Origin of the sequence: Methanosaeta sp. UBA356 (assembly GCF_002496465.1) — an archaeon.
Taxonomy (GTDB): Archaea; Halobacteriota; Methanosarcinia; order Methanotrichales; family Methanotrichaceae; genus Methanothrix; species Methanothrix soehngenii.
In genome coordinates this window covers 3,288-22,528 of the sequence record NZ_DAKC01000056.1, presented here as the reverse complement: position 1 = coordinate 22,528, position 19,241 = coordinate 3,288, and the positions used below count along the sequence as shown (strand labels likewise).

Below are 19,241 nucleotides of genomic sequence, written 5' to 3'. Positions count from 1 at the left end.
CTTCGTGACTGGACCCTGAATCCAGCGCCTTTGACCTGGCTTGGCAATCCCCGCAAAAGGATGCAGCCCAATCTCATGCAGTAGTAGTATTTAATGGTATTCGTAGGCCAGGCATGCCTGTGCCTCAAGGGTGGCTACTTTTCTCCCAGAGTACTTTTCTCCTATTTCATTTCATCAGCCTCCTCTGATGGCTGACAGGCTGTCTACAGCATCTGCCACCGGAAAAGAGAGTGATTTCTCTATACCAGAACCGCCTTCATTTCTTCCCACAAAAGGTGGCCGGATTTTCCTCGCCCCCGCGCATGTGCCTGCCCACATGGACACACATCAACGGGATTCCGGTCGCAGTTATTCCGACTTAGCCATATCAATCGCTGTATCCAAGCCTCCCCGGCGTTGAGGGGGCCAGAGCACTACCGCGCGTTTAATCGCGCGCGGCGTCCACTGAAAAATCGGTTCGCAAGAATAGATCAAACAGAACTGATTGCTCAAATCATACGGCAACGGCCTAGCCCGGATCAGCAGGTAGGCCATGTGCTGGACGCAGCGCTGCCGGAGGGTCGAGGGAGATGAGCATCACAAGCGAGCAATCTAGATCAATACCGCTTTTGGCGTCACCAAAAGAAGATTATCTGCACCCATCCATTTTACCATTCATTCAAACCGGTCCCGTTCCTCTCTCATGAAGGGCTCGATTCCCGGCATGCTCCCGAACTCGGCCTCATTCATGCACTTCTTCCCGACCTCTTCCGCCTCATAGGGAATTCCGCGCCTCTCCAGCTCCCCAATCAGCTCCTCCATGAATATCCCCCTCCCGGGCACATGCTCGTGCTCCGCCTCGTGCACCCGCCCGCCCGCATAGCCAAAGCTCGTCGTCTGCACGCCGCAGCTCGGACTACCGGCCACCCCCACCACGCGCACCCGCACTCCCTCTTTTGCCAGCATCTCCAGTAGATCTGCATAGTGAACGATCAGCGAGCGGCAGAACTGGCGGAACTGGGGCACATCCAGCTGGTTTCTGGTCACCGCCCAGCGCTCGGTGCCCAGATAGAGCGCCTCCGGACAGGGCAATTGCATCGTTGGTCCTGCGGGAGAGAAGGATAGAGTATCCAGACCCTTGACCCGGGTCAAAGGATTCAGAAGGCAGTGAGCCACCAGTGCCACCTCCTCTCCGCCGGTAGCAGGCGATTTTTCCTCTGCCCCGGCCCGAATGCTCTTTCTTGACGGCGGCATAAAATCACCGAATCATCGCGTACTGAGTCAGAGGCCAGAAAAGAAGGTCCAGACCAGCTCACACCCCTGCCGACTGGTCCTTTCGCTTAACTCCCTGGATATACTGATAAAACCGGATGCCATCCAGGTCCTCATAAAAGATGATCTTCTCCGCCCTCTCCCCCACCAGGAGCTTCAGGGTGTTGGTATGAAATTCTTCCACATACTCCACGCCGGTAATCACATCCAGGGGCACCGTGCGCACGCTATCCCAGGCGATCCCCGGCCGGACGAAATGCACATTCTTATCGGTGGTGACGAGATATCCCAGGATCTTATCGAGCATCCCCATCCTGGCGATGGCCAGCATCTGTTCAGATGCCTGGCTGTGAAGAATGGCCGGGGCGATGAGCACCAGCTCCTCCCCAGCTGCGGAGAGCTTCTTGGCTATCCGGCCGAGCTTCTTGGGAACAACCGGGCTCGGGCCTCTGCCCTCGCCTTTGTTTGCGATTTCGTTCATCTTCTCCAGTGGCCTCAGGTCACAATCTGTTCCAGACAATCGTTCTCCAGAGCGATCCTCACCTCGCGAGCGAGCCTGCGGCCGGTGGACATATTGGTCCGCCAGAGGGCATTGCCATAGGGGTGGCCGACAGCCATATGCACATTGGTCCCACCGCCGATCCTGGGTGCGACATCGTAGATGTAGAAGTTCAGGTCCTTGTCCACACAGGTCTGCAGACAGAAGGGGCCGATGATCCCGGGCTTGTAGTACTCCTGGGTCGCTTCCACATACATCTCCGCCAGGACGAACGCCTTCTCCAAGAGCGACTCGCGCAGGGTGGCGGAGTTATGTCCACAGACGGTGTACTCAGGATTGATCTGCTGTTCATTAAGGGTTAGCTGCTGGGGCGCAGGCAGTCGGCAGTGGCCGTCAAGGCTCGTCTCAAACCTCCAGTCTATGCCGATCAGTTCAATCCTCTTCGTTATGGGGGAGTAGAAGTAGTCCAGATTGAAGACCGGCCCAATGACATAGCGCTCAATCCTGGCCAGCTCAATCCCATCCTGGTCGATCACATTCTGGCGCAAGAGGAGATCAGCCTTCTGGCAGTACTCCTCATAGGAGGCAGCAGTGAAAAATCCCCTCTCCAGGGTTTTTACCGCGTGGGGCAGCTTGACCATAACCAGCTGGTTGATGTCCTCCGCTTCGATCGGCTCAGGATATGGCAGACCCGCCTTCTCCAGCAACCAGTAGTAGTCCCTCTTGTCCCCTCTCTCCTCGGAGCGAAGCAGGTTGCGGGAGCCGAGCAGCGGAAGCGTAAACTGATCCTCCACCGCATCTATCCCGCAATAGGAGGTGAATGAGCGGTTGGGGACGAACAGGGTGTTCTTCTCCTTGAGAATATCCTGGTTCTCCGGATCCAAGACATCCGGGAACCGTTTCAGCATCATCACCTCATCGACCATGCCGGTTATGACATTCCCCTTCCGGTCCCTCTCCGCCCGGAAGTACTTGACATAAGGCTTCTCCCTCCCCTCCTGACATACCGCCAGGGTCTTGAAATTCTCCTCAACTGCGCCATCTGCCGTATCCAGGGCAGAGTGGGATGCTATCATTCCGATTCGAAGATTCTTGAGGTCGTATCCCCTCAATACCTCCAGAACCTTGCTGCGATCAATCAAGTCTGAACACCTCAAAATAATTATACTGGTCCCTCATATTTCCATCCCAATTTATCAAGGTGACCCTATCATACAAAGAACTGACCTTCTCAATTCCCGCCTCATTGCTCCGATCCCTTTGAGTCACCAAAGATCCTCTCCCCTTCCCCCTGAAAAGCTGCATGAATCCACACACAATCCACTTGGTCTGCGCAAATAACCACAGCTCTTCGCCCTCCAGAATAACCTGCTCTTATCATAGCCGCCGATTCCCTCCAGACAATGCAGAAGATGCTCAGGGGCAGAAATCCCGCCGGTTCCGGCCAGACACTAGAGCATCTTGCTGCCTTTTGCCAATCCGCACATCCCAAGTACTCGCACCGCGATAAAGATTATGCCCCTCATGTCATGCCGCCCGTCCGGGCTCGGCCGCTGCCCGTCCGAATAAGTATCAGCCAAGTTCATAGAGCCGCAGGGGTCCGTTCAATCCGGCAGCCTCAGATTCGGTCTCCTTATCTTTGGGTGGCGGGATTGGCCTTGTTTTTCCTCCTCTGCTATATCACTACCGCTCCATGGATCTAAAGGATCATAAGATCATATGATAGTCCGCCTGCACCATACGTAGGCTTGGGCATTTTCCAGGTATCGCAGACGGGAAGAGCAGCCTCTCCTGGAAATTCATGTGCATTACTTTAATATACCTCAATCTCATTGGGAGTATTTCACTATTGGGAGCTTGATATTTTGGCGGGCAGAGCTTGGAAGTTCATGGACGATATCGATACCGATGCCATCATCCCCGGTCGCTACCTGGTAATGAACGACCCCAGGGAGCTGGCGGTACACCTCTTTGAAGGGGTCAGGCCAAAGATGGCATCAGAGGTCAAAGAAAGCGACTACGTAGTGGCTGGCGAGAACTTCGGCTGCGGCTCATCGCGAGAGCACGCCCCCTTGGCTCTGAAGGGAGCAGGAATCTCGGCTGTCGTCGCCAAATCCTTTGCCAGAATATTCTTCAGAAACGCCATAAACATAGGCCTGCCCCTCTTCATCTGCCCGGATGTGGACAGGATCGAAGATGGCGATCAAATCGAGATCGATATGAAAGGCGGAGTGATAAAGAACATAACCCGCAAAGAATCCTACAATACCACCCCGCTCCCTGATTTCTTAAGGGAGATCGTGGATGTGGGAGGGCTGGTGGAGTACACCAGACGACAGGTATCCGGAGCGAAAACATGAACTATAAAGTACCAGTTATCAGTGGCGACGGCATCGGCCCAGAGATCATAGCCGAGGGCCAGAAGGTCCTGGAAGCAGCCGCAGACAAGCACAACTTCTCTTTGGAGTGGATCGATTACTCCATAGGCGCAGAGCATTATCTGAAGACGGGCGAGCTGATAAGCGAGGAGACGCTCAAAGAGCTATCCGGATATCGGGCCATCTACCTGGGAGCAATAGGCGACCCGAGGGTCAAGCCGGGCGTGCTGGAGAAGGGCGTCCTTCTCACCATGCGCTTCTACCTCGACCAGTACATCAACCTCCGGCCGGTCAAGCTCCTGGAGGGGGTCTGGACTCCTCTTAAGGATAAAACGCCGAAGGATATCGATTTCGTCGTAGTTCGCGAGAACACTGAGGATTTTTACATCGGCATTGGCAGTCGCGCACAGAAGGGCAAGAGCCACGCCGACTTCCAGATCCGTCGTAACCTCTATAACATCAAGTTCGGCCTGGATATCGACTCGGACAGCGAGGAGATCGCCTACCAGATAGGCGAGGTCAGCCGGGAGGGCTGCCAGAGAGTGATAAAGTACGCCTTCGACCTGGCAAGAAAGCGCCACCAGAAGGTCTCTAGCGTCGACAAGGCCAATGTGCTCAGCGACATCTACGGCTTTTGGAGAGAGGTCCTTTTAGATGTGGCAAAAGGATATCCAGAGGTCAAATACGACTTCAACTTCGTTGACGCCATCACCATGTGGTTTGTCAAGAACCCGGAGTGGTTCGATGTAGTCGTCGCCCCCAACATGTTCGGAGATATCATTACCGACCTTGGAGCCATGATCCAGGGCGGCCTGGGCCTGGCTCCGGGAGCCAACCTCAACCCGGAGGGGACCAGCATGTTCGAGCCCATACATGGCTCTGCTCCCAAGTACAAGGGCCGGAATATGGTCAACCCCCTGGCCACTATCTGGGCGGGGGCTCTGCTGCTCGAGCATCTCGGCCAGCCGGCGGCTGCCGAGGATATAGTCTCAGCCATAGAGCGGAACCTATTTGAAGGCCGTATAAAGACATATGACCTGGGAGGAAGCTCAACCACCTCCGAGGTGGGATCGGAGATTGCTCGCCTAGTGGGGCTTATCTAAGTCCCACAAGGGAAAAAGCTTTTATGGGGGATCTCTTCATTCCTCAGTTAGTGCAGCACATGAGGCTTGAGGCATGCCAGGCCGCGAGGGCTCGTAGCTCAGTTAGGCAGAGCGTCTGGCTTTTAAATTTTTGCATGAAGATACCAGGTGGTCGAGGGTTCAAATCCCCCCGAGCCCGTTTGGAGTTTCCTTGAGCCTGTATGCTGCTCTTTCTAAGAGTTGGTGGTTCTAGTGACCAAGTTTGCCGTAAAAGATCATGAGATGGTTCCGGAACATATTCTGCTCACTCCGGAAGAGGGCCTCGATGTGCTGAAGGAGTTCGGCATCGGCGCGCCACAGCTACCAAAAATCCATATAAGTGACCCCGCAGCCAAAGAGATCGGGGCCAAAGTGGGCGACATAATCAAAATAATACGAAAAAGCACAACAGCCAAGCATTCGACCTTTTACCGGCTGGTAATCGATTAAGGGTGATCTTTTGCTCGACAGAAATTCTCTTTATAGCGCTTATTTTACCAGGGATAAGCTGGTGCATCATCATATCAACTCATTCAACGATTTCATAGATAAAGGCCTACAAAAGGTGATCGACGAGGTGAACATCATCGAAACCAACATCGAGAACACCTATGTCAAGCTGGGGAACATCCGGGTGGAAAAGCCCATGGTTCGCGAGGCGGACGGCTCCGTGGAAAGGCTCTACCCCAACGATGCCCGCCTTCGCAACCTGACCTATGCCTCGCCAATAAAGCTGGAGATGACCATCGTTGAGGGGGAGACGGAGAAAGATCCGGTTGAGGCGGACATAGGGACCCTGCCCATAATGCTCAACTCCAAGGTCTGCAACCTCTCCGGCCTCAGCGCAGATGAGATGATATCCTTTGGAGAGGACCCCTCTGACCCCGGTGGCTACTTCGTGGTCAACGGATCGGAGAGAGTGATCATGACCCTGGAGGATCTGGCGCCAAACAAGATTCTAGTGGAGTACAACCAGCGCTACGATGAGAACATCGAGGTGGCCAAGGTCTTCAGTCAGAGGCAGGGCTACAGATCGCTGGTCATTGTGGAGAGGGGACGCCGATCCATCCTGGAGGTCTCATTCCCCTCCGTCTCGGGCAGATTGAACTTCGTCACCCTTCTCCGCTCGCTGGGGATGGAGACGGATATGGATATCGTTAAATCGGTATCAGATAACCCGGAGATCATCAAGTTCATGCTGGAGAACCTGGAGGAAGCAGAGGTTTCCACCAACGATGAGGCCCTGGAGAAGATAGGCTCTCGCGTCGCAGCCGGCCAGGCCAAGGAGTACCAGAAGAAGAGGGCGACCTATGTCCTGGACCGCTACTTGCTCCCCCACATAGGCGTCGATGAGAAGGATAGGTATGCAAAAGCTCTCTTCCTCTCCCGCATGGCCGAGGCCTGCTTCGAGCTGGCCTTGGCCCGGAGGAACGAGGACGACAAGGACCACTACTCCAACAAGAGGCTGAAGCTCTCAGGAGACCTGATGGAAGACCTCTTCCGGGTGGCTTTCAACCGTCTGACCCGAGACATAAAGTATCAGCTGGAGAGAGCTAGCATGAGAAACAGAGACCTGAATGTGGTGACCACCGTCCGGGCGGATGTCCTCACTGAGAGGATGATTCACCCCCTGGCAACAGGCAACTGGGTAGGAGGGAGAACCGGAGTCTCCCAGCTCCTGGACAGGACCGATTATATGGCCACCCTCTCCCATCTGCGCAGGGTGATATCTCCACTATCCCGGTCCCAGCCCCACTTCGAGGCCAGAGATCTGCATGCCACCCAGTGGGGACGCATCTGTCCCTCTGAGACGCCAGAGGGTCCAAACTGCGGCCTGGTGAAGAACTTCGCCCAGGGCGTCGAGCTCTCCAAAGGGATAGACGATTCGGAAGACATCAAGAAGATTCTCATGGATTTAGGGGTAATTTCGGTAGGTGGTAGCATTGGCTGAAGTATTGACGGGCGGCGCTAGAGTATATGTGAACGGTGAGATAGTGGGCTATCATGATGATCCCAAGACTCTGGTCGAGAACCTCCGCCGCCTCCGGCACTCGGGGAGCATCAGCAGCCAGACGAACGTAGCCTATTTCGAGGATACCGGTGAGATCTTCATGAACACCGACTCTGGCCGGGCGAGGAGGCCCCTTATCGTGGTCGAGGATGGCCGGGCCCTGGTCACCGATGAGCATGTTACCAGGATCCAGAAGGGAGAGATGAAATTCGATGACCTGGTGGCTGAGGGCCTGGTGGAGTACCTGGATGCAGAGGAGGAGGAGAACAGCCTCATCGCTATCTGGGAGGAGGACATCACTCCCGAGCATACCCATCTGGAGCTCGACCCATCCATGATTCTGGGAATCGCTGCCGGCCTGGTCCCCTATCCCGAGCATAACGCCAGCCCCAGAAACACCATGGGCGCGGGAATGGTCAAGCAGTGCCTGGGCATGTCCACCGCCAACATGAGGCTCCGGCCCGACACCCGCGGCCACTATCTCAACAGCCCTCAGAAGGCTATAGTGCGGACGAAGACCTCCAAGGCCATCGGCTTTGACGAGAGGCCTGCAGGCCAGAACTTCGTGGTGGCAGTCCTCGCTTATGAGGGATACAACATTGAGGATGCCCTGGTCATGAACCGGGGCTCAATCCAACGTGGCCTGGCTCGCAGCCACTTCTTCCGGGTCTCAGAGGCAGAGGAGCGCAAGTACCCCGGCGGCCAGGAGGACAAGTTCGAGATCCCGGATGTTGAGGTCCGGGGGGCTAGAGGAAGCGAGGCCTATGACCAGCTCGACTCAGACGGCCTGGTCAACCCCAATGCCTATGTGGGCCCCAATGACGTCCTGATCGGCAAGACCAGCCCTCCTCGTTTCCTGGAAGAGCCCTCGGAGTTCGGACTGACCCCCCAGCAGAGAAGGGAGACCTCGGTGACCATGCGCTCCAACGAGAAGGGTGTGGTGGACATGGTCATCCTGACTGAATCCTCCAACGGCAACCGCCTGGCCAAGGTCAAGAGCCGCGACCAGCGCATCCCGGAATTGGGCGACAAGTTCGCCTCCCGCCACGGCCAGAAGGGCGTGGTAGGCCTGATCGTCCCCCAGGAGGATATGCCTTTCACCGAGTCGGGCATAGTGCCGGACCTCTTGCTAAACCCTCATGCCATCCCCTCCCGGATGACCGTTGGACACGTCCTGGAGATGATCGGCGGCAAGGTCGGCTCATTGGACGGGAGGTTCATCGATGCCACCGCATTCTTAGGAGAGAACGAGCCGGAGCTCCGCACCGCTCTGACGAAGTTCGGGTTCTCTCATACCGGCAGGGAGATACTGTACAATGGAGCCACTGGAGAGCAGATCATGGCAGACCTCTTCGTGGGAGTGATCCTCTATCAGAAGCTCTACCACATGGTCACAGGCAAGATGCACGCCCGCTCCCGCGGCCCAGTGCAGGTCCTCACCCGCCAGCCAACAGAAGGCCGGGCAAGGGAAGGAGGCTTGAGGTTTGGGGAAATGGAGAGGGATGTGCTCATCGCCCATGGAGCCGCTCTGGCGCTTAAAGAGCGCCTGGTGGACGAGTCGGACAAGGTCACAGAGCTCGTCTGCAGCCATTGCGGCATGATCGCCATTCACGACCGGCGAAGAAATGCTGACTTCTGCCCGACCTGCGGAGCAGACACTGAGATCTATCCGGTGGAGATGAGCTATGCCTTCAAGCTCCTATTGGACGAGATCAAATCGCTGGGAGTAGCACCACGACTGATCCTTGAAGACGCTGTTTAGGTGTAAATATGACTGTACCCAAGAGAATAGGCAAGATCCGCTTCGGCCTGATCTCGCCCCAAGAGTTTAGAAAGATGAGCGTGGTCAAGATCATCACCGCTGATACTTACGATGATGACGGCTTTCCCATTGAGATGGGGCTTATGGACCCGAGGCTTGGCGTCATCGACCCAGGCCTGCGCTGCCGGTCCTGCGGCGGGAGGCCTGGAGAGTGCCCCGGCCACTTCGGCCACATCGACCTCATCGCCCCGGTCATCCACGTTGGTTTTGCCAAGCTGATCCGGAAGGTCCTGCGGGCCATATGCAGAGACTGCTCCCGCTTGATGCTCAAGGACAATGAGAAGAAGATGTACCTGGAGCAGATCCAAGAGCTGGAACGGCTGGGCCAGATGACCGACGATACGGTGAACAAGGTATTCGCCGAGGCCAGAAAGAATAAGACCTGCCCCTACTGCGGCGCTCCCCAGCAGGAGATCAAGTTCGAGCGGCCTTTATCATATATAGAGGAGGGCCACAAGCTCACCGCTTCAGACATTCGCGACCGGTTTGAGAAGGTCCCGGACGAGGATATCCAGGTCATGGGCATGAATCCGGCGACTGCGAGGCCTGAATGGATGATCCTGACCGTCCTCCCTGTGCCACCGGTGACCATGCGCCCCTCCATCACCCTGGAGTCGGGCCAGAGGAGCGAGGACGACCTCACTCACAAACTGGTGGATATCATCAGAATAAACCAACGCTTCCAGGAGAATCGGGAGGCTGGAGCTCCCCAGCTGATCATAGAGGATCTGTGGGAGCTCCTGCAATACCATGTAACCACATTCCTGGACAATACCGTCTCCGGCGTTCCTCCTGCCCGCCACCGCTCCGGCAGGCCCTTGAAGACCCTCTCCCAGCGATTGAAAGGGAAGGAGGGACGATTCAGAGGATCTCTATCCGGCAAGAGGGTCAACTTCAGCGCCAGGACGGTCATATCCCCCGATCCCAACCTCAGCATCGGCGAGGTGGGCGTGCCCATGGATATAGCCATGGAGCTATCTGTGCCCATGATTGCCAACTCCAGGAACATGGAGATAGTGAAGACATTTGTGCGCCGCGGTCCGGACCGGCACCCGGGAGTCAATTACGTCACCCGTCCCGACCAGAGGAGGGTCAAGGTCACAGACAAGAACTGTGAGGAGGTCGCAGAGCAGATCGACATCGGCTGGAAGATCGACCGCCAGCTTGCCGATGGCGATATAGTCCTGTTCAACCGCCAGCCATCCCTGCACCGGATGTCCATCATGTCCCACCGGGTGAAGGTAATGCCCTACAAGACCTTCCGGCTCAATCCGGCGGTCTGCCCTCCCTATAACGCCGACTTCGATGGCGACGAGATGAACATGCATGTGCCCCAGACCGAGGAGGCCCGGGCAGAGGCTGAGATCTTGATGAGGGTGCAGGAGAACATCTTATCCCCCAGGTTCGGTGGCCCCATCATCGGCGGCATCCACGATTATGTGACCGGCTCGTTTTTGCTGACACACGGGCGAAAGCCAATTGACCGCCGGGGGGCGATGGAACTCTTGAAGAAGTTCGATATAACCGAGCTTCCCGCACCCGAGGGAGAACTTAATGGTGAGCCCTACTGGACGGGAAAGCAGATATTCAGCCTCATCCTCCCTCGAGGCCTGGACCTGAACTTCAAGGCCGATTTCTGCTACAACTGCGATGTCTGCAAGAACGAGGAGTGCGAGAACGATGCCTACGTAGTCATCCAGGACGGCCAGCTCAAGATAGGGACCATAGACGCCAAGGCGGTGGGGGCCTTCAAAGGCAAGATAACAGACAGGATAATAAAGGAGTACAGCCCCTCCGTGGCGAGCGAGTTCCTGGACAGAATGACCCGCCTGGCCCTGAGGGGCATAATGCACGCTGGGTTTAGCTTCGGAATAGATGACGAGGACATTCCCCCTGAAGCAGTAGATCAGATCGAAGAGACTACCCGTACTGCCAGGGAGAAGGCCCAGCAGCTCATCGAGGCCTATAACGCAGGAGAGCTCGAGCCTCTGCCCGGCCGCACCCTGGATGAGACCCTGGAGATGAGGATCATGCAGACCTTGGGCAAAGCTCGAGACACCGCCGGCAAGATCGCCGGAAGGTACCTGGGCCTGGACAACTCCGGGGTGGTGATGGCGGTGAGCGGAGCCAGGGGCAGCATGCTCAACCTGACCCAAATGGCGGCCTGCGTCGGCCAGCAGTCGGTGAGAGGCGAGCGCATCATGCGCGGCTATGCTGGCAGAACCCTGCCTCACTTCCGGCGGGGAGACCTGGGAGCAGAAGCACACGGATTCGTGGAGTCCAGCTACAAGGACGGCCTGAATCCCACCGAGTTCTTCTTCCACGCCATAGGCGGTCGCGAGGGTCTGGTGGATACGGCCATCAGAACATCCCAGAGCGGCTACCTGCAAAGAAGGCTGGTCAACGCCCTGCAGGATCTGGAGGTCAAATATGATGGCACAGTCAAGGAGACGAGAGGGATGATCGTCCAGTTCAAGTACGGCGAGGATGGGGTTGATGCCTCCAGGAGGGACTATGCCAGCACGGATAACGTCAAGCGCATCATCAAGAACGTGCTGAAGAAGGAGTCGGCATGAGCCTATCAGAAAAGGAGATCCAGGAGAGACTGGATGGAGTAGAGCTTCCCCAAAGCATCAAAGAGTCAATTCAAAACGAGTTGAAGGGAGCAGAAATAAGCTCTGAGGAGATCGATGAGATCGTATCCCAGGTGAAGGCTGACTACGAGCACTCACGGGTTGAGCCCTGCGAGGCGGTGGGTGTGGTCGCCGCCCAGTCCATAGGCGAGCCTGGCACCCAGATGACGATGCGAACCTTCCACTACGCCGGCGTGGCCGAGATCAACGTCACCCTGGGGCTCCCCAGGCTGATCGAGATCGTGGACGCAAGAAAGATCCCCTCCACCCCCACAATGACCATCAAACTGACTCCAGAGTATGCTCATGATCGTGACCTGGCCAGGGAGGTCGCCTGGGCCATAGAGTCCTCCTCCATACTCCATCTGGGATCGATTGCCACTGATCTCGCGGAGATGAATGTGATCATCGAGCTCAACCCCGGGGCCCTCGAGCAACGCAAGATCACTGCAGAGGAGGTGGCAGCAAAGCTGAAGGAAGAGACGGGCCTGGATGTGGACCAGAAGGAGAACCTCCTGGTAATGGCACCGGAAGAGCCCTCCTACCGGGAACTGCTTCAGCTGGTGGAGAAGATAAAGAAGCTCTCCCTAAAAGGGGTGGAAGGAATCAAGAGGGTGGTGATCAGGAAGGAGGGAGACGAGTATATCCTTTATACTGAAGGCTCGTCCCTCAAGAAGGTTATGCAGTTCGAGGGAGTGGACCCCACCCGAATCAAGACCAACAATATAAGCGAGATCGGCGAGGTTCTGGGTATAGAAGCGGCCAGAAACGCCATCATCAACGAGGCCACAGATACCCTGCGCGAGCAGGGCCTATCGGTGGATGTCCGCCATATCATGCTGGTGGCGGACATCATGACTGTAGACGGAGAGCTCAAGCAGATCGGTCGACATGGCGTATCGGGTGAGAAGGCCAGCGTTCTGGCCAGAGCGGCCTTCGAGGTCACTGTCAATCACATCCTGGATGCTGCTGTGAGAGGAGATGTAGACGATCTCAAGGGTGTTACGGAAAACGTCATCGTGGGCCAGCCGATACAGCTCGGCACCGGAGACGTGAAGCTGGTAGCAAGCAAGAGGTAATAACGATGATCAATGTAGATAGAGCGTTAAGAAGTTCCATCAGAACTGGAAATGTGATGCTAGGATCGAATAGGACCATTGAAGCAGGACTTGGCGGACAGGCAAAGCTCATAGTCTATGCCCTCGACTGCCCTGCAGACGTGCGGATGCAGCTGGAGACCATGGACCTGCCGGTCTACGGTTATCAGGGAATGGGCAAGGACCTCGGATCTGCCTGCGGAAAACCTTTCTCCGTGGCTGCATTGGCCATCATCGAGCCAGGCGACTCGGAGATAATGGCACTGCAGCGTGAGATCCGGGGTGTTGAGGCATGAGTGAGTTCAAGCTCACCACAGAAGGAATAAGATATATAGCTCTGTTTGAGAGCCTCACGGGAGGCATGGCAAGGGACTGTGTGGTAGACGAGGAGAACGAGAGGATCATCTTCGTCATCAAGAAAGGAGATATGGGCGCCGCTATTGGCCGAAAAGGCTCGAACATCAACCGAGTCAAGAAATCAGTCGGCAAGCAGATAGAAATCGTGGAGTATAGCGAGGACGTTAAAGAGTTCCTGGAAAACCTCTTCCAGCCCGCGGCCATCAAGAACGTCATGGTCGTGAACAAGAATAGCAAGCGATTGGCTTATGTAGAGGTAGCAAATAAGGACAAGGGCATTGCCATCGGCAGGGATGGTCGCAACATACTTAAGGCCAAGATGCTTGCACAGAGGCACCATGGCGTTGACGATATTATAATTCAATGATGGATCACGATTTATTCAAGGTGAAATGAATGGGAAATGGAATCTATGCAGCCAGGAAACTGGAGAGTGATAGGAAGACAATGAGGTGGAGCCATCCCAAGTTTATCCGCAGGATGTCAGGGAGCAAGATGAAGGCTGATCCCCTGGGTGGAGCGCCCATGGGAAGGGGTATTGTCCTGGAGAAGGTCGGCATTGAGGCCAAACAGCCCAACTCGGCCATAAGAAAGGCAGTGCGCATTCAGCTCATTAAAAACGGCCGTCAGGTTACGGCTTTTGCTCCGGGCGATGGAGCCATCGGATTCATAGATGAGCACGATGAGGTCCTAGTAGACCGCATCGGCGGACGTCAGGGCCGATCCATGGGAGATATCCCTGGAGTCAGATTCAAGGTCATCGCTGTCAATAACGTATCCCTGCAAGAGCTTGTGCGGGGCAGGAAAGAGAAGCCGGTGAGGTGATCGACATGAAGGTATTCGGCAAATGGGAGAATATTGAGACAGAGGTCCTGGATCCCGGAGTGAGAGGATACATGAACCTTGCGCCAAAAGCGGTCATGCACTCCGGCGGAAAGCATGCAAAGCAGCAGTTCAAGAAGTCTGAGCAGCATATCGTCGAGCGTCTGGTCAATAAGATGATGCGCAAGGAGAAGAACACCGGCAAGAAGCTCAAAGCTTATGCCATAGTGGAAGGGGCCTTTGACATCATCGCCAAAAAGACCAAGGAGAATCCCCTTACCGTTCTGGGCCAGGCCATTGCCAACGCCGGGCCGCGGGAAGAGGTCGTGCGTCTCAAGTACGGCGGCATAACTGTGCCCAAAGCAGTGGACACCGCACCTCAGAGAAGGGTGGACACCGCACTGATGTTTATCGCCAAGGGCGCTCACGCTGCCTCATTCAAGAAGACCAAGACTGCAGAGGCGGCCCTGGCCGATGAGATCATCGCTGCTGCTAACCGCGATGTTAAGAGCTACGCCATAAACCACAAGGACAGCGTGGAGCGCGTGGCCAAAGCAGCAAGATAAGATAGGTTACATATTAAGAAGGATAGGCGCTGGCCAATCAGGCAGATAGCGCCTATTAAATCTGTTTTTAGGACGATCGGCCGGGCGAATATGACCATGAAGTCCTGGGATAGTGACTACTCTACCCGGGGTCGGCTCTGGGGAGGTGGAGTCCGCAACCTGCCCGATCTGCCCGAGGGGACCCGTGTCCTGGAGCTGGGCTGCGGAGACGGCAAGACCCTCTCCGCTATGCCTCGCAGCTGGAGTATCGTTGCCCTGGACATATCTCTTCCTGCCCTGCGCCTGTGCAGTAGATCCCATCCCCAATCCGATCTGATCCTGGCCAATGCTGAAAGACTCCCATTCAAAAGTGAGAGCTTCGACGGCGTATTCGCCTACCATGTGGCCGGCCACCTCTTCCTGCCGGGGCGCAGGGCCCTCGCCAGCGAGGTTTCGAGGGTGCTCAAATCCGGTGGAAAGCTGTTCTTTCGGGAGTTTGGATGGCTCGATATGCGTATGGGCGAAGGCCAGGAGGTGGAAGAAGCTACATTCCTGCGGGGTTCTGGGATAATCACCCATTACTTCACTGAATCTGAGACCAGTGAGCTATTCTGCCGGCTGGTGCCCGCTTCGATCGAGAGCAACTGCTGGAATATGCGAGTGAGAGGAAGGTATCTGGTTCGATCCCAGATAGAAGCGATCTTTCTTAAGGGCTGGGAATAGCCGATAGCTCTTTTCATCTAGATCGCTATCAAAAGATTCTATGGGCCAGTGCCCAGACAAGGCCTGATAGCTGATCTCCCGTTCCAATCAATTGGCCATGATCTCTACCTTCGCCTGAGCTTTCGGCGACCCCTCCGACCTTTTTTGCTCCAGATACAGGCCACCGATGCAACCAGGCCGCAGATCAACAGCACTCCAACGCCAATAGCAGCATAAGGATATCGGGGAGCATTCTCTTCGGCATTTGGAGATTTTTTCCCTTTCTCTCCTTCATCCCCTTTCGCCTCCTGCATCTCTTCCTCTCCCCCCAGCTCAGGAATGACAGATGCGCCGACAACGATTGTATCCAGAGGGACCTGAACCTCACGATAATCGCTCGATCGGGCATACTCATACAATATGTTCTCCTCCATCCGCTCCTTGCTCACAAAGTGCACCCCATCCCGGGTGTAAGCCGTCTTGTTCTCCACACCCGAAGCATGTGCACAGAGAAACGCCAGCAGTATGAGCAAGATTGCTGCTGACTTAATCCCTTCCAGTGCCATTCAATCCCCCTCTTTGCCTCTGTTCACCACTGCAGAAATTCCTTAAATATTTTATCCACTGGCGTCAGGTCTAAATGGATAGGAGCAATTCCCTGATGATTGGCAAAAAATGGATCCGAATTCTCCCCATCTTCTAAACCCACTTCCCCTGACCATAGCCCTGCGGCATGTGATTCGGAGAAGGCGACAGACGTTCCTCTCCGTCCTGGCGGTCGCCCTGGCGGTAAGCATATCCATAATCTTCTCTTCACTCATCAACGGCCAGCAGCAGATACTCACCAATCTCGTGGAGGAGAAGCTGCCTCATGTGGTGGTCGAGCCAAGAGAGGGAGAGGATTTCATTCATCTCTATAACAGCCTGCTGGATCGGATCGTCTCCCAGCCGGGCCTGAGGTCCACTGCTGCTTCCCTCTCCACCCCGGCCACTCTCTCCCGCAAGGATAAGACCAAGAATGCCCTGTTAAAAGGAGCTGATCCTCTAGATATAGATAAGATATACAAGATTCAAGGGTCCCTGGTCCGGGGCGATTTTGTCAGCGTTCAGCAGGACCGAAATGCAGCGATCGGGGTGAAGCTGGCCGATTCTTTGGAACTGAAGCTGGGGGATAAGCTCTTGGCCACCTTTCCCAGGTCCCGCAGCACCGATCTGACGGTGGCAGCGATCTTCCAGACCGGCACTCCCTTAGACGATCGGGTGGCCTTTGTCTCTTTAGACACCGCCCGCAACTTCAGGGATGAAGGGGATGTGATAAATGCGGTGGAGATAAGCCTGAACGACATCCGCCAGTCAGTGAGCCTGGCCGGCCTGATCTCCTCATGGGGTTACAACGCCAGGAGCTGGGAGGAGAAGAACCCGGAGATCATGCGGGCGATAAACATCGGCGGGTTCTGGACCAGGCTTTCCATACTGCTCTTCATGGTGGTGGCATTCTTCGGCGTGGCCAGCATCATGAACCTGATGGTGGTGGAAAAGACAAAGGAGATCGGCATGCTCATGGCCATGGGAGCGAGAACAAAGGACATTCGCAATATCTTTCTGGCGGAGAGCAGCCTCTTGGGCCTGATCGGCGCAGCAGCAGGATCCCTTCTGGGCCTTGCGGGGATCTATTATCTGGGACGGGTCCCTTTCGAAGTCGCTGCCGGGGGAAGCGTGATCACCACCCTTCCTCTCATCCTGAACCCCTGGGATATCCTGCTCCTCAATATTGTAGTGGTAGCTCTGAGCATGGTGGCTGCGCTTTATCCGGCCAGAAAGGCCTCCAGAATCGATCCGGTCATAGCCCTGAGAGGGGGATAGGCACGGGGCTGATGCAGAGCGATGTTCGAGCTGGATGTGGCCCTGCGGCATATAGTGACCAATAGGAGAGGCACTGCCTTTACCCTGATCTCGGTAGCCATTGCAGTGGCGATAATCATCATGTCCCTGGGTCTGACTGAGAGCGTAAGCAGCCAGATCATCGAGAATACAGTGAACAAGAATCCTCATATTCTGATCGGCCCAAAGGAGAGCGAGAGCTACATCAACATGTACCGTTCCCTGTCTGATCAGGTCGGATCCTATCCCGGAGTGCTCGCCGTCTCCCCGAGGCTGGTCGGGCAGGGGGCGGCCCGCTTTCAGGATAATGTGCAATCGGTGGAGTTTGTAGGGGTCGATCCCGCCCTTGAGGACCGGCTGATGAGCGTTCAGGAGTCCACGATCTCCGGGAACTTCTCCGACCTCAGATTCAATAACAGGGGCGCTTTTCTAGGAGTTGAGCTGGCCAGGAATCTGAACATCAGAGAGGGCGGGGACTTTTATCTCTACCTCAAGAACGACTCCCTTCGACTGAAGATGATAGGCATACTGCAGAAGGATACAGTCAAGGACGAGACCCTGGTCTACCTCTCCCTGAGCACCGCCCAGGAGCTGGTGGCCGAGGGGGATGTGGTATCTGAGATCGGGGTGAAGCTCGCGGACTATACCCGAGCCCCGGCCATGGCCAAAAAGCTAAATGATGCTAGCCGGTACAAGGCCACCAGCTGGCAGGACTTCAGCCGAGAGATAGCCAGGTTCGTGGGAAACCAGGGAGTCACCAACATTCTCTTCTACATGTTCATCCTTTTAATATCAGCCTTCGTCATAGCCAATACGACGATAATGGTGGTGAGCAAACGGAGACGGGAGATAGGCATTCTAATGGCCATGGGGGCGAAAAGGCGCTCCATACTGATGATATTCTTGCTGGAGAACATGCTCATCAGCCTGCCGGCTGGGATCCTGGGGGCGGTTTTGGGCTATGCTGCTGCTTGGGCGATAACTCTTCTCCCCCTGAATGTGACAAGCGCAGCAGCAGGAGAGGGGATCGTTATAGCCGCCAGGCCGGAGTACTTCGTCATAGCCCTGGCCTTCGCCCTGTCCCTCAACTTCGTCTCCGGGCTCTATCCAGCATACTCAGCGGCACGGCTCGACCCGGTGGAGGCGATTGGCAGTGAATAACAGGGATGATGACATAATTGTGCTGAAGGATCTATCCAAGATCTACGGAAACGGGGTGGAGGTCCGCGCCCTGGATGGGGTGAGCGTGAAGATCAAAGCAGGAGAGTTCGTGGCCATCGTCGGCCCAAGCGGCAGCGGTAAAAGCACCTTGCTCAATATGATCGGCCTCTTGGATACCCCGAGCTCCGGCCATATCTTCCTCAAGGGGATCGATGTCAGCCGAGCCAGCCCGGATGAGCGCGCCCGTCTGCGAAACCAGGAGCTTGGATTCGTCTTTCAGTACCACCATCTGATCCCGGAGTTCACCGCAGTGGAGAATGTGATGATGCCCATGCTCATCGCCAATAAGAGCAAGACCGAGGCCCATAAGCGGGGGGAGGAGCTGCTCAGAGCCGTCGGCCTGGGGGACCGATTGCACAGCCGGCCCAATCAACTATCCGGCGGCCAGAACCAGCGGGTAGCAGTTGCCCGGGCCCTGGCCAATAATCCCTCCATCGTCATAGGCGATGAGCTGACTGGAAACCTGGACACCAAATCCTCTGAGCTCATATACAATCTGCTTCGAGAGCTGAACCAGAAGATCAACCAGACATTCATCCTGGTGACCCATGACATGACCCTGGCGGAGAAGACAGATCGCATATTGAGGATCGTGGATGGGAAGATCGTATGCGAGATGAGGCGAAAGGATGACGGCTTTGTTGCCAGCGATCTGTGCGTGATGGGCGAGGATGATGGCAAGGTCGTTCAGATCTCCAGGGAGAATTGAAGGGCATCCATATCATTTTGAGTGGCAAAATTGATAAGCTTAGAGGCTTGAAAGGAGGCCGAGGTATTATATGAGTAAACAATTAATATATTTTACAGGCGTCCTCCTGCTGATGATGACTGCGGTCCTGGCCGTCTCTGCCCAGGATAACTCCCTGAACGCCACCCTTCTGAACAACACTACGCTGAACAA

General features: G+C 55.7%; 19 protein-coding genes and 1 tRNA gene. 16 read left to right on the top strand and 4 right to left on the bottom strand.

Features of this window, described 5'->3' with window-relative positions; genetic code table 11:
* Nucleotides 1-654: 654 nt before the first annotated feature.
* Genes BP727_RS05035 through BP727_RS05025 form a run of 3 tightly spaced genes read right to left on the bottom strand, consistent with a single transcriptional unit; the run spans nucleotide 655 to nucleotide 2,892 of the window.
* Nucleotides 655-1,233, bottom strand: coding sequence for a DUF523 domain-containing protein (locus BP727_RS05035; RefSeq protein ID WP_013719016.1), 579 nt, complete (start codon nucleotides 1,231-1,233; stop codon nucleotides 655-657).
* 58 nt (nucleotides 1,234-1,291) lie between these two features.
* A complete protein-coding gene (locus tag BP727_RS05030; protein ID WP_013719017.1) occupies nucleotides 1,292-1,732 on the bottom strand; it encodes a hypothetical protein in 441 nt (146 codons plus the stop codon).
* A 14-nt stretch (nucleotides 1,733-1,746) separates the two neighbouring features.
* Nucleotides 1,747-2,892, bottom strand: coding sequence for a formate--phosphoribosylaminoimidazolecarboxamide ligase family protein (locus BP727_RS05025; RefSeq protein ID WP_286857678.1), 1,146 nt, complete (start codon nucleotides 2,890-2,892; stop codon nucleotides 1,747-1,749).
* A gap of 723 nt (nucleotides 2,893-3,615) precedes the next feature.
* Here BP727_RS05025 and BP727_RS05020 point away from each other — a divergent pair.
* From BP727_RS05020 to BP727_RS04960, 13 genes are all read left to right on the top strand, one after another.
* Nucleotides 3,616-4,110, top strand: a complete 495-nt coding sequence (locus BP727_RS05020) for a 3-isopropylmalate dehydratase small subunit (protein ID WP_013719019.1) — start codon at nucleotides 3,616-3,618, stop codon at nucleotides 4,108-4,110.
* Nucleotides 4,107-5,231 (top strand): 3-isopropylmalate dehydrogenase, encoded by a 1,125-nt coding sequence (locus BP727_RS05015; protein ID WP_013719020.1) that lies wholly within the window; start codon nucleotides 4,107-4,109, stop codon nucleotides 5,229-5,231. The genes BP727_RS05020 and BP727_RS05015 overlap by 4 nt, the downstream gene beginning before the upstream one ends.
* An 87-nt stretch (nucleotides 5,232-5,318) precedes the next feature.
* Nucleotides 5,319-5,409, top strand: a tRNA-Lys gene (locus tag BP727_RS05010).
* A gap of 53 nt (nucleotides 5,410-5,462) precedes the next feature.
* On the top strand, nucleotides 5,463-5,699 hold the full coding sequence (locus BP727_RS05005; RefSeq protein WP_013719021.1) for a DNA-directed RNA polymerase subunit H: 237 nt from the start codon (nucleotides 5,463-5,465) through the stop codon (nucleotides 5,697-5,699).
* A gap of 10 nt (nucleotides 5,700-5,709) precedes the next feature.
* Nucleotides 5,710-7,200 (top strand): DNA-directed RNA polymerase subunit B'', encoded by a 1,491-nt coding sequence (locus BP727_RS05000; RefSeq protein ID WP_013719022.1) that lies wholly within the window; start codon nucleotides 5,710-5,712, stop codon nucleotides 7,198-7,200.
* Nucleotides 7,193-9,022: a DNA-directed RNA polymerase subunit B gene (rpoB, locus tag BP727_RS04995; RefSeq protein WP_232844348.1), complete on the top strand. Its 1,830-nt coding sequence runs from the start codon at nucleotides 7,193-7,195 to the stop codon at nucleotides 9,020-9,022. The genes BP727_RS05000 and rpoB overlap by 8 nt, the downstream gene beginning before the upstream one ends.
* 8 nt (nucleotides 9,023-9,030) lie before the next feature.
* Complete coding sequence (locus BP727_RS04990; RefSeq protein WP_273271111.1) at nucleotides 9,031-11,658, top strand: DNA-directed RNA polymerase subunit A'; 2,628 nt, start codon at nucleotides 9,031-9,033, stop codon at nucleotides 11,656-11,658.
* On the top strand, nucleotides 11,655-12,794 hold the full coding sequence (rpoA2, locus tag BP727_RS04985; protein ID WP_013719025.1) for a DNA-directed RNA polymerase subunit A'': 1,140 nt from the start codon (nucleotides 11,655-11,657) through the stop codon (nucleotides 12,792-12,794). The genes BP727_RS04990 and rpoA2 overlap by 4 nt, the downstream gene beginning before the upstream one ends.
* A 5-nt stretch (nucleotides 12,795-12,799) precedes the next feature.
* Nucleotides 12,800-13,108, top strand: coding sequence for a 50S ribosomal protein L30e (locus BP727_RS04980; protein WP_013719026.1), 309 nt, complete (start codon nucleotides 12,800-12,802; stop codon nucleotides 13,106-13,108).
* Nucleotides 13,105-13,536, top strand: a complete 432-nt coding sequence (locus tag BP727_RS04975) for a NusA-like transcription termination signal-binding factor (protein WP_013719027.1) — start codon at nucleotides 13,105-13,107, stop codon at nucleotides 13,534-13,536. The genes BP727_RS04980 and BP727_RS04975 overlap by 4 nt, the downstream gene beginning before the upstream one ends.
* 29 nt (nucleotides 13,537-13,565) lie before the next feature.
* Nucleotides 13,566-13,994, top strand: a complete 429-nt coding sequence (locus tag BP727_RS04970; protein ID WP_013719028.1) for a 30S ribosomal protein S12 — start codon at nucleotides 13,566-13,568, stop codon at nucleotides 13,992-13,994.
* 5 nt (nucleotides 13,995-13,999) lie between these two features.
* Nucleotides 14,000-14,557, top strand: coding sequence for a 30S ribosomal protein S7 (locus tag BP727_RS04965; protein WP_013719029.1), 558 nt, complete (start codon nucleotides 14,000-14,002; stop codon nucleotides 14,555-14,557).
* Between the two features lie 96 nt (nucleotides 14,558-14,653).
* Complete coding sequence (locus tag BP727_RS04960) at nucleotides 14,654-15,259, top strand: class I SAM-dependent methyltransferase (RefSeq protein ID WP_013719030.1); 606 nt, start codon at nucleotides 14,654-14,656, stop codon at nucleotides 15,257-15,259.
* Between the two features lie 104 nt (nucleotides 15,260-15,363).
* On the opposite strand, the gene BP727_RS04955 is transcribed toward BP727_RS04960, so the two are convergent.
* A complete protein-coding gene (locus BP727_RS04955) occupies nucleotides 15,364-15,804 on the bottom strand; it encodes a hypothetical protein (RefSeq protein WP_048131955.1) in 441 nt (146 codons plus the stop codon).
* A gap of 109 nt (nucleotides 15,805-15,913) precedes the next feature.
* Here BP727_RS04955 and BP727_RS04950 point away from each other — a divergent pair, with 109 nt between their 5' ends.
* Genes BP727_RS04950 through BP727_RS04940 form a run of 3 tightly spaced genes read left to right on the top strand, consistent with a single transcriptional unit; the run spans nucleotide 15,914 to nucleotide 19,049 of the window.
* Nucleotides 15,914-17,101, top strand: a complete 1,188-nt coding sequence (locus BP727_RS04950) for an ABC transporter permease (RefSeq protein WP_013719031.1) — start codon at nucleotides 15,914-15,916, stop codon at nucleotides 17,099-17,101.
* A 21-nt stretch (nucleotides 17,102-17,122) separates the two neighbouring features.
* Nucleotides 17,123-18,280, top strand: coding sequence for an ABC transporter permease (locus tag BP727_RS04945; protein ID WP_013719032.1), 1,158 nt, complete (start codon nucleotides 17,123-17,125; stop codon nucleotides 18,278-18,280).
* Nucleotides 18,273-19,049: an ABC transporter ATP-binding protein gene (locus BP727_RS04940; protein WP_013719033.1), complete on the top strand. Its 777-nt coding sequence runs from the start codon at nucleotides 18,273-18,275 to the stop codon at nucleotides 19,047-19,049. The genes BP727_RS04945 and BP727_RS04940 overlap by 8 nt, the downstream gene beginning before the upstream one ends.
* The last annotated feature ends 192 nt before the right edge of the window (nucleotides 19,050-19,241 follow it).

What these genes read in the sequence shown, in the direction of transcription:
- BP727_RS05035 (WP_013719016.1), bottom strand. Translation starts at nt 1,233, where the DNA reads ATGCCGCCGTCAAGAAAGAGCATTCGGGCCGGGGCAGAGGAAAAATCG.
- BP727_RS04960 (WP_013719030.1), top strand. Translation starts at nt 14,654, where the DNA reads ATGAAGTCCTGGGATAGTGACTACTCTACCCGGGGTCGGCTCTGGGGA.
- BP727_RS04965 (WP_013719029.1), top strand. Translation starts at nt 14,000, where the DNA reads ATGAAGGTATTCGGCAAATGGGAGAATATTGAGACAGAGGTCCTGGAT.
- BP727_RS04970 (WP_013719028.1), top strand. Translation starts at nt 13,566, where the DNA reads ATGGGAAATGGAATCTATGCAGCCAGGAAACTGGAGAGTGATAGGAAG.
- BP727_RS05030 (WP_013719017.1), bottom strand. Translation starts at nt 1,732, where the DNA reads ATGAACGAAATCGCAAACAAAGGCGAGGGCAGAGGCCCGAGCCCGGTT.
- BP727_RS05015 (WP_013719020.1), top strand. Translation starts at nt 4,107, where the DNA reads ATGAACTATAAAGTACCAGTTATCAGTGGCGACGGCATCGGCCCAGAG.
- BP727_RS04990 (WP_273271111.1), top strand. Translation starts at nt 9,031, where the DNA reads ATGACTGTACCCAAGAGAATAGGCAAGATCCGCTTCGGCCTGATCTCG.
- BP727_RS04975 (WP_013719027.1), top strand. Translation starts at nt 13,105, where the DNA reads ATGAGTGAGTTCAAGCTCACCACAGAAGGAATAAGATATATAGCTCTG.
- BP727_RS04955 (WP_048131955.1), bottom strand. Translation starts at nt 15,804, where the DNA reads ATGGCACTGGAAGGGATTAAGTCAGCAGCAATCTTGCTCATACTGCTG.
- rpoA2 (WP_013719025.1), top strand. Translation starts at nt 11,655, where the DNA reads ATGAGCCTATCAGAAAAGGAGATCCAGGAGAGACTGGATGGAGTAGAG.
- BP727_RS04950 (WP_013719031.1), top strand. Translation starts at nt 15,914, where the DNA reads ATGGATCCGAATTCTCCCCATCTTCTAAACCCACTTCCCCTGACCATA.
- BP727_RS04945 (WP_013719032.1), top strand. Translation starts at nt 17,123, where the DNA reads ATGTTCGAGCTGGATGTGGCCCTGCGGCATATAGTGACCAATAGGAGA.
- BP727_RS04980 (WP_013719026.1), top strand. Translation starts at nt 12,800, where the DNA reads ATGATCAATGTAGATAGAGCGTTAAGAAGTTCCATCAGAACTGGAAAT.